Source organism: Intrasporangium mesophilum (assembly GCF_054783095.1).
On record NZ_BAAGRF010000003.1, the window covers coordinates 332,883 to 346,175 of the forward strand.

Annotated in this window: 12 protein-coding genes; 5 read left to right on the top strand and 7 right to left on the bottom strand. The window is 69.8% G+C overall.

Annotation, left to right across the window (positions count from 1 at the left end):
* The 3 genes from secF (at position 1) to ACYVLP_RS02950 (ending at position 4,074) form a co-directional block, all read left to right on the top strand.
* Positions 1-1,167, top strand: coding sequence for a protein translocase subunit SecF (gene secF / locus ACYVLP_RS02940; protein WP_460625931.1), 1,167 nt, complete (start codon positions 1-3; stop codon positions 1,165-1,167).
* A 67-nt stretch (positions 1,168-1,234) separates the two neighbouring features.
* Positions 1,235-1,759, top strand: coding sequence for an adenine phosphoribosyltransferase (locus tag ACYVLP_RS02945; protein ID WP_460625829.1), 525 nt, complete (start codon positions 1,235-1,237; stop codon positions 1,757-1,759).
* 26 nt (positions 1,760-1,785) lie between these two features.
* Positions 1,786-4,074 carry a RelA/SpoT family protein gene (locus ACYVLP_RS02950; RefSeq protein WP_460625830.1) on the top strand — a complete coding sequence of 763 codons (2,289 nt, stop codon included), beginning with the start codon at positions 1,786-1,788 and terminating at the stop codon, positions 4,072-4,074.
* A 95-nt stretch (positions 4,075-4,169) separates the two neighbouring features.
* Here ACYVLP_RS02950 and ACYVLP_RS02955 read toward each other — a convergent pair whose 3' ends face one another.
* The gene (locus ACYVLP_RS02955) at positions 4,170-6,209 is read right to left on the bottom strand and encodes a DUF349 domain-containing protein (RefSeq protein ID WP_460625831.1); all 2,040 of its coding nucleotides are present in this window, start codon (positions 6,207-6,209) and stop codon (positions 4,170-4,172) included.
* Positions 6,206-7,069, bottom strand: a complete 864-nt coding sequence (locus tag ACYVLP_RS02960) for a peptidylprolyl isomerase (RefSeq protein WP_460625832.1) — start codon at positions 7,067-7,069, stop codon at positions 6,206-6,208. The genes ACYVLP_RS02955 and ACYVLP_RS02960 overlap by 4 nt, the downstream gene beginning before the upstream one ends.
* Before the next feature lie 278 nt (positions 7,070-7,347).
* On the opposite strand from ACYVLP_RS02960, the gene ACYVLP_RS02965 reads away from it, so the two are divergent.
* Both ACYVLP_RS02965 and hisS read left to right on the top strand, forming a co-directional pair.
* Positions 7,348-8,049, top strand: a complete 702-nt coding sequence (locus ACYVLP_RS02965) for an MBL fold metallo-hydrolase (protein ID WP_460625833.1) — start codon at positions 7,348-7,350, stop codon at positions 8,047-8,049.
* Positions 8,046-9,392 carry a histidine--tRNA ligase gene (gene hisS, locus ACYVLP_RS02970; protein ID WP_460625834.1) on the top strand — a complete coding sequence of 449 codons (1,347 nt, stop codon included), beginning with the start codon at positions 8,046-8,048 and terminating at the stop codon, positions 9,390-9,392. Before ACYVLP_RS02965 ends, hisS begins: the two co-directional genes overlap by 4 nt.
* A 78-nt stretch (positions 9,393-9,470) precedes the next feature.
* Here hisS and ACYVLP_RS02975 read toward each other — a convergent pair whose 3' ends face one another.
* The 5 genes from ACYVLP_RS02975 to ACYVLP_RS02995 are packed head-to-tail and all read right to left on the bottom strand — an operon-like array spanning position 9,471 to position 13,258.
* The gene (locus tag ACYVLP_RS02975; protein ID WP_460625835.1) at positions 9,471-10,097 is read right to left on the bottom strand and encodes a hypothetical protein; all 627 of its coding nucleotides are present in this window, start codon (positions 10,095-10,097) and stop codon (positions 9,471-9,473) included.
* A gap of 54 nt (positions 10,098-10,151) precedes the next feature.
* Entirely contained in the window at positions 10,152-10,511 is a 360-nt protein-coding gene (locus tag ACYVLP_RS02980; RefSeq protein WP_460625836.1) for a hypothetical protein, read from the bottom strand.
* 1 nt (position 10,512) lies between these two features.
* Positions 10,513-10,839: a hypothetical protein gene (locus tag ACYVLP_RS02985; protein ID WP_460625837.1), complete on the bottom strand. Its 327-nt coding sequence runs from the start codon at positions 10,837-10,839 to the stop codon at positions 10,513-10,515.
* The gene (locus ACYVLP_RS02990; protein WP_460625838.1) at positions 10,836-12,482 is read right to left on the bottom strand and encodes a radical SAM protein; all 1,647 of its coding nucleotides are present in this window, start codon (positions 12,480-12,482) and stop codon (positions 10,836-10,838) included. Before ACYVLP_RS02990 ends, ACYVLP_RS02985 begins: the two co-directional genes overlap by 4 nt.
* Positions 12,479-13,258, bottom strand: a complete 780-nt coding sequence (locus ACYVLP_RS02995; RefSeq protein WP_460625839.1) for a prolipoprotein diacylglyceryl transferase — start codon at positions 13,256-13,258, stop codon at positions 12,479-12,481. Before ACYVLP_RS02995 ends, ACYVLP_RS02990 begins: the two co-directional genes overlap by 4 nt.
* Positions 13,259-13,293 lie beyond the last annotated feature (35 nt).

Below are 13,293 nucleotides of genomic sequence, written 5' to 3' on the forward strand. Positions count from 1 at the left end.
ATGGTCAACTTCGCCCAGGTCGGCAATGACCTCTACACGGGCAAGCGCTCGATCGACTTCATCAAGCGCCAGAAGACGTGGTACGCCTTCTCGGGCGTGCTCATCGTGCTCGCTCTCGTCGGCATCTTCGCCCGCGGACTCAACTTCGGCATCGAGTTCCGTGGCGGCACCGAGTTCCGGGTCCAGGATGTGTCCAACAGCCAGGGCTACGAGGAGAAGGCGCAGGGCGCCATCGGCGACGCCGGCATCAGCGGCAACGTCGTCACGACGATCGTCGGCCAGAACACCGTCCGCGTGCAGACCGAGGCAGCCTCGGAGCTCACCGACGAGGGCCGCACCGAGCTCGCCAAGGCGTTCGGCGTCCCTCAGGACTCGGTCAGCGCGTCGCTCATCGGCCCGAGCTGGGGGGAGTCCGTCAGTAAGCAGGCCATCCAGGGCCTCATCGTGTTCCTTATCCTGGTGACGATCGTGATGGCGCTCTACTTCCGAACCTGGAAGATGGCCATATCCGGGCTCGTGGCGCTGCTGCACGACCTGATCATCACGGTCGGCATCTACGCCCTGTTCGGGTTCGAGATCACGCCGTCGTCGATGATCGGCTTCCTGACCATCCTCGGCTACTCGCTCTACGACACGGTGGTCGTCTTCGACAAGGTCCGCGAGAACACCGCGGACGCGTTCCGGACCAAGCGGATGACGTATGCCGCAGCAGCCAACCTTGCCGTGAACCAGACGCTGGTCCGGTCGATCAACACCACCGTGGTGGCCTTGCTGCCGATCGCGGCGGTGCTCTTCGTCGGCTTCACGTTCCTTGGCCCGGGCACGCTGCTCGACCTGTCTCTGGCCCTGTTCATCGGTATCGGCGTCGGCGCCTACTCCTCGATCTTCATCGCGACCCCGCTGCTCGTCGACCTGCGACGCAACGAGCCGGCGGTCCGCGAGCTGGAGAAGTACGTCGCCCGGCACGGCGCCCGGCAGGCCGAGCGCGACGCGGCCGCAGCCGCCGTCGGTGCTCCCGAGCCGGTCGTGGTCGGCGCGGACAGCACCGGGGCCGCCTCAACGGACCGCACGCGTGCCACCGCCGACGGGGCGCCCCGTCCGCTGCACAAGTACGCCCAGTCGGGACCGCGGAACCAGCCGAAGCACACCCCGAAGTCTCAGCGCTGAGGCGCTGCCCCGACCGACACGACCGACCCGAACCGGCCCTGTCCGGTTCTGCACCGCAGGAGGTGGCGTGACTGCGATCGCGGACATCGTCGCGCGAGGTGTTCGCGACGTTCCCGACTTTCCCAAGCCCGGGATCGTGTTCAAGGACCTGTCGCCTCTGCTCGCCGACGGGCCGGCGTTCGCCGCGCTCGTCGGCGACATCGCGGGACGGTGGGAGGGGCGGATCGACGCCGTGGCCGGGGTGGAGGCCCGAGGGTTCATCTTCGGTGCCCCGGTGGCCCACGCGCTCGGCATCGGTTTCGTCGCGATCCGCAAGGCCGGAAAGCTGCCCGGGGAGACGCTCGGGTCGTCCTACGACCTCGAGTACGGCAGCGCGCACGTGGAGGTCCAGACCGACGCGTTCCGGCCCGCAGAGCGGGTCCTGCTCGTGGACGACGTCCTGGCCACGGGCGGCACCGCGGCTGCCGCCTGCGAGCTGGTCGAGCGCACGGGCGCGTCGGTGACCGCTCTGGAGTTCGTCATCGAGCTGGGCTTCCTCGACGGACGCTCCAGACTTTCCGGGCGCACCGTGGAGTCGATCCTCACGGTCTGATTTGCGCTGCGCCCTAGACTCAGTACATGAGTGAGGACGTCCGTAGCGAGCTCTCCACCCCGTCGCGGGTGCGAGCCCGCTTTGCCCGGTTCGGCGCGGCCCGGCCGACCGGCAACCCGGTGCTCGAGCCACTCATGACCGGCGTCCGCCAGAACCACCCCAAAGCCGACCTTTCGATCATCGAGCGGGCGTATGCCGCCGCGGAGCGCGCCCATGAGGGCCAGATGCGCAAGAGCGGCGACGCGTACATCACGCACCCGCTGGCGGTCGCGACGATCCTCGCCGAGCTCGGCATGACACCCCCGACCCTCGCCGCGGCGCTGCTGCACGACACCGTGGAGGACACGGCATACGGCCTGGACGAGCTGCGGCGCGACTTCGGCGACGAGATCGCGATGCTCGTCGACGGCGTCACCAAGCTCGACAAGGTGACCTACGGCGAGGCTGCACAGGCCGAGACGGTGCGCAAGATGGTCATCGCGATGGCGCGTGACATCCGCGTCCTCGTCATCAAGCTGGCCGACCGGCTGCACAACGCACGCACCTGGCGTTATGTCAGCGAGGAGTCGGCCAAGCGCAAGGCCAACGAGACGCTCGAGATCTACGCGCCGCTCGCGCACCGGCTCGGGATGAACACCATCAAGTGGGAGCTCGAGGATCTCTCGTTCGCGACGCTCTACCCGAAGGTCTACGACGAGATCGTCCGGCTGGTCGCCGAGCGCGCTCCCGCGCGCGAGGAGTACCTCAAGGAGGTCCGGACGCAGGTCACCGACGACCTGACCGGAGCGAAGATCAAGGCCGCGGTCACCGGCCGGCCCAAGCACTACTACTCCGTGTACCAGAAGATGATCGTGCGCGGCCGTGACTTCGAGGAGATCTACGACCTCGTCGCGGTCCGCGTCCTCGTCGACACGGTGCGTGACTGCTATGCGGCGCTCGGCGCCCTGCACTCGCGGTGGAACCCGGTCCCTGGCCGGTTCAAGGACTACATCGCGATGCCGAAGTTCAACATGTACCAGTCGCTGCACACCACGGTCATCGGGCCGCAGGGCAAGCCGGTCGAGATCCAGATCCGCACGCACACGATGCACCGCCGTGCCGAGTACGGCGTCGCGGCCCACTGGAAGTACAAGGACCAGGCCGTCAACGGTGGTGGAGCGCGGCCCGGCGAGATCACGCCACAGAACGACATGGCTTGGCTGCGCCAGCTGCTCGACTGGCAGCGCGAGACCGAGGACCCGGGCGAGTTCCTCGACTCGCTGCGCTTCGAGATGGGTTCGAGCGAGGTCTACGTGTTCACGCCCAAGGGCTCGGTCGTCGCGCTGCCGATGGGTGGCACCCCGGTCGACTTCGCCTATGCCGTGCACACCGAGGTCGGGCACCACTGCATCGGGGCCCGCGTCAACGGGCGCCTCGTGCCGCTCGAGTCCACTCTCGAGAACGGCGACGTCGTCGAGGTGCTCACCAGCAAGGCCGACGGCGCCGGGCCCTCGCGCGACTGGCTCCAGTTCGTCAAGAGTCCGCGCGCCCGGAACAAGATCAAGGCGTGGTTCAGCAAGGAGCGTCGCGAGGAGGCCATCGAGGCCGGCAAGGACTCGATCGCCAAGGCGCTGCGGAAGCAGAACCTCCCGCTGCAGCGGCTGATGAGCCACGAGTCGATGACGGCCGTCGCCACCGACCTGCGCTACCAGGACATCGAGGCCCTGTATGCCGCAGTCGGCGAGGGGCACGTCTCCGCGCAGCATGTCGTCAGCAAGGTCGTCGCCTCCATGGGCGGCGTCGAGGGTGCCACCGAGGACCTCGCCGAGGCCACCGTCCCGACGCGCGCGGCTAACCGTCGTCGTCGCGGTGGCGACCCGGGTGTGGTCGTCGTCGGCACCGCGGACGTCTGGGTCAAGCTGGCCAAGTGCTGCACGCCGGTGCCGGGCGACCCGATCATCGGCTTCGTCACCCGGGGTAGCGGCGTGTCAGTGCACCGCGTGGACTGCACCAACGCCGCGCAGCTGACCGCTAACCCGGAGCGACTCATCGATGTCGAGTGGGCACCGAGCTCGGCGAGCGTCTTCCTCGTCCAGCTCCAGGTGGAGGCGCTCGACCGCAACCGGCTGCTGTCCGACGTGACGCGAGTCCTCTCAGACCAGCACGTCAACATCCTCTCGGCCTCGGTGCAGACGTCGCGCGACCGCGTGGCGCTCTCGCGCTTCACGTTCGAGATGGGTGACCCGGCACATCTCGACCACGTCATCAAGGCGGTGCGCAAGATCGACGGCGTCTTCGACGTCTACCGCGTCAACGGCGGCAAGTCGACCAACTGATCCTCAACGTCGAGTGGCCGCGTCGTCACACGCGCCACGACGAAGGGTGTCGTTCAGGCGGACCGGTGTGACGACGCGGCCACTCGACGGGTCAGTCAGCCGCCGAACTCGGCGACGCCGGCACGGGCCTGGTCCAGCCAGGCCTGGCGCGCGTCGAGTGCCTCCCGGGCCTTGCGGATCTGGGCAGCATTGCCCGACGCCTCGGCTCGGGCGAGGTCCGCCTTGAGCTCGGCGACGGCGCGCTCGAGCTGGTCGACCATGCCGCGGGCACGAGCCGCGACCTCGGGGTTCGTCGAGCGCCACTTGCGGTCCTCGGCGTCGCGCACGGTCTGCTCGACGCGGCGAATGGCCTTCTCGATGCGGTCCATGTCCGTGCGGGGCACCTTGCCAGCCGCGTCCCACTTGTCCTGGATCACGCGCAGCTGGGCCTTGGCCTTCTCCAGGTCGGTGACCGGCAGGATCGCCTCGGCCTCGACGAGCAGGGCCTCCTTGGCCTCGAGGTTGCCCCGGAACTGCTCTTCCTCGGCTGCGACGACCTCGTCCTTGGCCGCGAAGAACGAGTCCTGTGCCGCCTTGAAGCGCGCCCACAGGCGGTCATCGTCGGTCCGGCTGGCCCGCCCCGCGCGACGCCACTCGTCCATGAGGCGCTTGAACGCGCCCGCGGTGGCCGCCCAGTCGGTGCTCGTGGCGAGCCCCTCCGCCTCGCTGACGAGCCGCTCCTTGGTGGCTTTGGCGTCGGCGTGCGCAGCGTCGAGGCCGGCGAAGTGGCTGCGACGCGCCTTGTCGAAGCTGTTCCGGGCAGCGCTGAAGCGCTGCCACAGGGCGGACTCCGTCTCGCGGTCGAGACGGGTGGCCGCGCGCTGGTGGGCCTTCCACTCGTCGAGCAGCTCGCGCATCCGGGCGCCGCTGGTCTTCCACTGGATGCGGTTCTCCGGCTGGGCGGCGATCGACTCTGCCTCGGCCACGATCTTCTCGCGCTCGACGGTAGCTGAGGCTCGCGCTTCGGCTCGGTGCTGCTGTTCCACAGTTCGCTTGTGCGCGATGCCCGACTGGATCTCGTCGAGCTTGGCTGCCAGCGCGTCGAGGTCACCGACGACAGAGGCGTCCTTGACCTGGGCCGCAAGGGTCTTCAGCCCCTCGGCGACATCCTTGGAGGGCACCTCCGGCTGGGCGAGGCGCTGCTCGAGCAGAACCGCGGAGGCGAAGAGCTCGTCGTACTTGCGGGCGAAGTAGTTCAGCGCCTCGTCCGGTGTCGCACCCGGGTAGGAGCCGACCTCGTGCTCGCCTTCCTTGGTGCTCACGAAGACGGTGCCGTCGTCGGCAACCCGCCCGAACGCGGCCGACGCCGAATGGTCGCTGACGGTGGGTGCGGGTGGGGCGGGCACCGCCGGGTGCGGCGCCGCCTTGGCCAGCGCCGCCGGCGTCGGAATGGCGCTCGGCTTGGGGATTGCGAAGTCCGCAGGCGACGGCACCGACGCTGCCGCCTCGGGCTCGGGGGTGGGCTCGGTGGTGGGCTCGATGTCGGTTGCCGCCTCCGGCTCGGTGGTGGGCTCGGTGTCGGCAGTCGCCTCCGGCGCGGTGGGCTCGGTGTCGGCTGCCGCCTCCGGCTCGGCTGCCGCCTCCGGCGCGGTGGGCTCGGTGTCGGCAGTCGCCTCCGGCTCGGTGGTGGGCTCGGTGTCGGCTGCCGCCTCCGGCGCGGTGGGCTCGGTGTCGGCAGTCACCTCCGGCTCGGCCGCCGCCTCCGGCGCGGTGGGCTCGGTGTCGGAAGTCACCTCCGGCTCGGCTGCCGCCTCCGGCTCGGCTGCTTCCTCCGGCTCGGCTGCCGCCTCCGGCTCGGTGGGCTCGGTGTCGGCTGTCGCCTGCGGCTCGGTGGCCGTTCCAGCAACGCCACCACCCTCGGTCGACTCGACCGAAGCCATCACGTCGTCGAGCTCGGCAGCGGCCGGCTCAACCTGCTCCTCGACCGGGGCTGCGACCGGGGCCTCCGCGGGCGCTGGTGCCTCGTCCACCGAATCAGCCGTCACCGGCTCAGCGGGGGTCGTCTCCGGGGTGTCGGAGGCCGCTTCCGCCGCGGTGTCCACGGGTGTCGGCGCATCCTCGGACATGGTCGGGTGTGAGTGGATGTTGTCGGTCATGCCTTCTTCTCCGTCACGCTGACGCTGAGGATGCTGATCGGGGACACGGGGGTTCCGTCCTGCGGGCTCGGCGGCAGGGCCTTGTTCGCTGCGATCTTCTGAACGATGTCGAGGCCTTTGGTCACCTTCCCGAAGATCGTGTAGCCACCACCGTCGGTCGGCAACTGGGTTTCCTTGTACGTGATGAAGAACTGGCCGCCGTTGCTGTTCGGGTCGCTGGTACGCGCCATGGCGAGGGACCCAGTGGGGTACTTGCCGTCCTTGGGCGCGTTCTCGATGCCGAACGTGTAGCCAGGCCCGCCGGAGCCGGTGCCGGTGGGGTCACCGCACTGAAGCACGTAGATGCCCTCGGTCGTGACGCGGTGGCAGGGGCTCGGTGCCCAGTAGCCGTTCTTGGCGAGGTTGAGGAAGGACGCGACCGTCTGGGGCGCCTTGGTGCCGTCGAGCTCGAACGTGATGTCGCCACAGGTCGTCTTGACGGTGGCGACGAACGTCTTGCCGGCAGCGGTCGCCTTGCTGGGGACCTCGGTGAACTGCTTCGGCTTGGCCTGGAGCGCAGGCGGTGTGGTGCACCCGGCCGCGAGCTTCTGCCCCTCCTTGAGGCCCGCCGCGTTCGTCGTGGGAGACGTCGTCGTCGCGGTTGTCGCCGGGGTTGTGGCCCCGCCGGCAGCGGGGGTGCCGGTGTCCGAGCCGCCGATCAGCTTGGGCACGACGATGACGGCGGCGATGACGAGAAGGACCGCGAGGATCACCCCGAAGACCTGCTTGTCGCGCGTCGCGTCGCTGACGGGCGGCTTCTGGGTCTTCTGGTGCTCTTCGTAGCGGCGGCGCGCGCGAGCGCGTTCCTGCTCTTTGGTCACGAACTTCTCCTCGAACGGGCCCGAGGCGGTGCTCCCCGGGGGCGTTCGGTCATTTTAGGGAACTGCTCCTGTGCAGGCGCAGGCGGACGGGTCACGACTGCATGACAACTGCTCCGGGACCGACGCATTTACCGCAGAAACACGTAGCCACGTCACCTTCTGTCGCCCCGATGTACATGTCGCGAGTCCCGAGGCTCCCGCGCTGGTGCGTCGGAGGCCGTCGCTGCGCGCCCCCGTATGCCGGTGCCACCCTCGCCTGCCCTGGCTAGGCTCCGAGGGTGCTGACGATCGCGTTCCCGGCTCGAGCCTTCGACACCAACTGTTATGTCATCGCCACCAGCGCGGGGCAGGAATGCGTCGTCGTCGATCCTGGGGTCGGCGTCGAGGAGCGTCTGCGCGAGGTCCTGACGGAGCACCGGCTGCGTCCCGCGGCGGTGTTGCTCACCCATGGCCACATCGACCATGTGTACTCCGTCACGCCGGTGTGCGGCTCGGACACTGCGGCATACATCCACGCCGACGACCGCTACCGCCTCACCGACCTGCTGGGCCGGAGCAACCCGGGGCTGGTGGCGATGTTCGAGCAGCAGTTCGGCGCGAGGGCCACCTGGACCGAGCCGAGCAACGTCGTCGAGATCAAGGACCGCGTGCGGCTCTCGCTGGCCGGGCTCGACTTCGAGGTCCTGCATGCTCCCGGCCACACCGAGGGATCGGTCATGTTCGGCATCGACGACGTGCCCGACGGTGTCCGCGAGCAGGTCGACGTCGACCGGACGATGGTCACCGGCGACGTGCTGTTTGCCGGGTCCATCGGACGCACCGACCTTCCGGGGGGTGACCCGGAGGCCATGCAGCGCAGCCTGCGCGACGTGGTCCTGCCGCTGCCCGATTCGACGCTCGTGCTGCCCGGGCACTACCACGCCACGACGATGGCCCACGAGCGCGCGACCAACCCGTACCTGAGAGACTTGCCGTCGTGAGCACGCCCCGTACGGCCGCCAAGGTCACGCCGATCAGCGGCTTTCCCGAGTACCTCCCGACCGACCGGATCGTCGAGCAGCGCTTCCTCGACGTCATCCGTGAGACTTTCGAGCTGCATGGGTTCGCCTCTGTCGAGACTCGTTCGATCGAGCCGATCGATCGGCTCAGCGCGCAGGGCGAGGACACCGACAAGGAGATCTACGCGGTGTCCCGGTTGGCAGGCGGCTCCGAGGACGACGCGCGCTGGGGCCTGCACTTCGACATGACGGTGCCGTTCGCGCGCTACGTCCTGGAGAACGCCGGAAAGCTGGCGTTCCCGTTCCGGCGCTACCAGATCCAGAAGGCGTGGCGGGGTGAGCGCCCGCAGGAGGGCCGCTATCGCGAGTTCACCCAGGCCGACATCGACGTCGTGGACGTAGGGGAGCTCGCGCCGCACTTCGAGGCAGAGATGCCCCTGGTCATCGCCGACGTGTTCAGCAGGTTCCCCGTCGGCGACTTCGTCATCCAGGTCAACAACCGCAAGATCCCGAACGGCTTCTACCAGGGCATCGGGCTCACCGACGTCATCGGCACTCTGCGGATCGTCGACAAGCTCGACAAGATCGGTCCCGAGAAGGTCAAGACCCTCCTCGTGGGGTCCGGTGCCACGCCCGAACAGGCCGACCAGTGCCTGGCCCTGGCTTCCATCCGTTCCGCGGACCTCGGCTTCGTCGAGCAGGTCCGAGCGCTCGGCGTGCAGCACCCGCTGCTCGACGAGGGCCTCGAGTCGCTGCAGGCGGTCATCTGCACGGCGATGACGCACGCCCCGGGCAAGGTCGTCGCGGACCTGCGAATCGCTCGCGGGCTCGACTACTACACCGGCACGGTGTACGAGACCCAGTTCGTCGGGCACGAGGACTGGGGCTCGTTCTGCTCGGGTGGGCGGTACGACGCGCTCGCGTCCGACGGGAGGAACGTCTACCCGGGGGTGGGGATCTCGATCGGGGTCACCCGGATCCTCGGCCTGCTTCTCGGCCGCGGCCTCGTCACCGCATCGCGCTCGACCCCGGCTGCCGTGCTCGTCGCACTGAAGGATGACGACTCGCGCGAGCAGGCCGTGGCAGTGGCGACGGCGCTGCGCGCCCGTGGGATCGCGTGCGAGGTCGCTCCGTCGGCAGCCAGGTTCGGCAAGCAGATCAGGTATGCCGAGCGCCGCGGCATTCCGTATGTCTGGTTCCCGAGTGCGAGCGACGCGGGCGACGAGGTCAAGGACATCCGCTCGGGTGACCAGGTGCCGGCCCGGGCCGACTCGTGGATGCCGCCGGCGGACGACCTCGTCCCGCAGGTGACCCGCATCGGCTGAACACGGCTCGGGCGCCGGTCGGCGTCGTCCCAGCAGCATGGTCTCCGCCGGCCCGCTCCAGGAGCCCCCGGCGAGCCGTCAGCGCGGCTGCGGGTCGCGCAGCCGTGGCGGGCGCAGACCCTGCTCCCGGAGCTCGAGCACGGCCAGGCGGCGGATGACCTCCTGGTCCTGCCGGCGCCAGGCTCCGGCCGGGTCGTCGCTGATCTGGGCGAGTGCCTTCATCGGCTGGGTGGCCATGGCGCGCAGCGCAAACAGGTCAAGGTCCTCGCGAGCGTCGATGAACCGCTGGGCGCTGGAGGCCTCCCGCACGAAGCTGATCCGCATCCACAGCCAGACCCACGCCACCGACACGATCGGGACGAGCGCGGTGATCAGGCCCAGGACGAGCGCCAGCTTGCCGACGGTGTCGGACATGGAGGTGCCGGCGTCGGACAGCGTGGTGCCAGCCCCGGCGGCCTTGTCGAGCCACTGCTCGAGGCTTTCGCCGACGAGGGGGAGCCGGCCCGCCTGGTCGCCCGCGCCGGTGAAGGCTCCATTGACGGACTGACCGGCGTGGGTGATGGAGGTGGCAGGCGTCTGCAGGGTGAGCACGAGGTTGTGGACCTGCCGCCCCAGCCAGACCCACAGGGCGACCCACAGCAGGACGAGGATGTCCGCGACGAGCTGGCGAGTCCGGCGGACCGGCAGGTCGGCGTAGAGCTTCATCAGGGGGCCTCTCCTTCGTCGGTGCGTGCCAAACCTACGCGGAGTTCGGGGCCGTCAGCCGGTCAGCTGCCGAAGGATCGAAGCGACTGCGACCGCGGTCAGGACCCCGAGGTAGAGCAGGACCAGACGGGTGTCTCCGAGGAGGCAACGCGACCGGAGCAGCCCGGCCCGCCGCGCCCGCCAGTACCCCACGAAGCCGACCCCGGCGAAGAACGCCAGGGCCCACGGTCCGGCGAGCCAGGCGAGCAGCGCCACGGTCGCGAAGATGCACAGCCGAAGCGGGTCGTAGGCCGCCGGGCTCGCCGACGGAGCGGGCCCGGGCCCTGGGGGCGTCGGTGTCAGGTCGAGCGCCCGGTCGGTCGGGCCGGGAGCGTCGGCGTGATCGCTCGGTTCGCTCCAGTCGCGGGCCGGCATGTCAGGCACCCTGGGACGACAGCGTCGCGATCAGGCCGATGCAGGCCCCACCGACCACGATGATCACCAGCCCTACGGCGATGAGGAAGCCCACGGCATACGGCCGGAAACGCGGGCTGAACATAGCGAGCGTCGATCCGACCACGGCCAGCACCATCCCGCTGATGACCAGGGAGACCCCGTTGGACAGCTGGAAGCCACCGCCGACGAGCAGGATCACGAAGGCAACGCCGATGCTGGCGCCCTTGAGGCGCCGGTACCGCGGCGGCTCCGGTGGCGGGGGAGGAGGCGGGGGAGGAGGCGGGACGTTCGGCGGAGGGATGCTCATGTCGGCCTCTCGCTGTCCGAACCGATGGCGACCAGCGGGAGCTCTTGACCCGTCGTCGAGGACATCCGCTGGCGCGCCAGGGCCGGCCACGCCTGGACGGCACAGAAGGGCGCGCACTGGTCGGCGCCGTCGGGGCCGCGCGTGCCGACGTGGACGCAGCACTGCGTCAGGCGCTCCTCGATCATCGTCGAGAGGTCCATGAACGGCTTGACGGTGACCCGCACGACCCGCTCGGCGAGGAGCCGGCGCAGGCGCTTCTCCCTGCCGGGAAGGCCACTGCCGGCCAGCGTGGCCAGCGTGCCGACGCCAAGGTCGCAGTTCTGGCAGATGCCGCGCCACAGCTCGCCGACCTGCGGGTGGGACAGCGACGACTGCTCCGAGAGGAGACCGAGGACGGACTCCTTGACGACCGCGCGCAGCTCCGACGGGATCGCCTGGTCGACGACACGGTTGGCCAGCACGTCGGGAGCCAGGTCGAGCCACTCCAGGAGCCGGTCATGGCCGACGGCCCGGGTCAGAGAGGTCCAGTCGCCGGAGTCGCCGCGCAGCAGGTACCCGACTGACGCGCAGTGCGGATGTGAGCAGGGCAGCGCCGTCAGGTCGCGCCACGAGACGAGCCCGCCCGTCTGCTCCTCCAGACGGGCCAGGACTCCGGTGTGGGTCAGGCGATCGACCGGGTCGATCGGCCCGCTACGGCCGCTACCGAACTGTGGCTGGATAGACACGCCACCGACAAACGGTGTGTGCAGAGCCCGGAGCACGACGTGTCCGATCTCGCGGTCGTTGACCCCGAGAGCGGCGGTCATCGTCAGCGTGGTGAACACCTCGGCGGCAGACAGCCGCTCGATCGCGAGGTCCTTGAACCGTCGCAGGTCGGCGCCGCGATGGTGCCGGGACGCCTCGGCGCTGTCGCCGTCGTACTGGAGGTAGACCTCGACGCGCTCGCGGTGCCGCCGCAGCAGGTCGAGCAGCGCGTCGTCCTTGGCGATCGTGATGCCGTTGGTGTTGACGAGGATCCGCACGATCGGGCGCGACACGAGAGCGTCGAGCAGCTCGCCGAGCTGCGGGTGAAGGGTGGGCTCCCCGCCGGACAGCATGAGCACGTCGAGCCGGCCGTCCTCGCGCGCGATGCGGGCGTCGACGTTGGCCAGCACGTCCGTCACCGGAGCCACACCCCGCAGGCTGGGCGCCGAGTCGGTGAAGCACGTCGGGCAGCGCAGGTTGCAGTGCTCGGTGATGTCCTCGAGCAGGATGCAGGTGTGCTGGGTCTGCATGGCAGGCAGGCCGTAGGCGTAGGCCTCTGGGGCGGGCAGGAAGTTGCCGACGCGGTCCGGCACATGCGACTTGGTGGGTGCGGTCCACTGCTCGAGATAGCGCAGAATCTCGGGTGACTCGTCATAGAGCGTGCGCACCAGGCTGTGTTCCCGGCAGCCTCGCTCGAGCCAGATGCGCCCGTCTCGCTCGGCGAGCCATCCGCTCAGTCGCGGCACCTCGGCGAGGTCGCGGTCCGGCCGCTCCTCATGGCATCGCGGGCAGAACGCGTTGACATAGCGGTGGATCCGGTCGCCGCGAAGACCCCGGCCGGCTCCGGTGGGTGCGAGGGGGGCGGCGGGCGTGCCGATGGCGGGCGTGGTTCGGCTCACGCGGTCTCCTGCAGGACGGGCGCCGGGCGCGGCGCGGAAAGCACGACGACCGCACGCCACACGGCGAACGGCCCGAGGACGGCAAGGAACAGCTGCGGCCGGGTCAGACCCAGCCACGCGACGTCGTTGTCGCGGACGAACTCGACGAGGAACCGGAACGCCGCGTAAGCCGCGATGTAGATGGTGAACAGGCCCGCAGGGTCGGCAAGTCGGTCCCGGCACGCAACCAGCACCACGAGCGCGACGACGTGGAAGGCGATCTCGTAGGCGTAGGACGGGTGGAGCGGGACGTTGGCCACGGCCCCGGTGCGAGCCGCGGCGTCCGGGTCGAGGACGATGCCCCACGCATGTCCCGTTGGCGTGCCCGGAGCCTCGGTCAGGAGGCAGCCGATCCGCCCGATCGCCATCCCGGCGGCGACGGCGGGGGCGAACAGGGCTCCCGTGCGGCCGTGGTAACCGGTGATCCGCTTGCCGACGAGGGCTCCGGCATATGCCCCGACGAGCCCACCAAGGATGCTCCGGTTGCCGTAGAGGAACTGCTCGACGAAGCCGGCGTTCTTCGACGGGTCGAGATGCTGGAACCAGGTGCCGGCATACATGAACACCCCACCCCAGGCGAGCGCCACGGCAACGACGGCCCACAGCCGCTGGTCGACCATGCCGCGCCGTCGCATCTCCGCCCGGAACACGAGGAGCGCGACGGACAGACCGAGCGCGACGAAGAACTCGTGGGTGCCGATGGTCACCCCGAGCACTTCGACGAGGACCGGATGCATGGGGACACGATGGCATGGCCAGGGGCCGCGACACG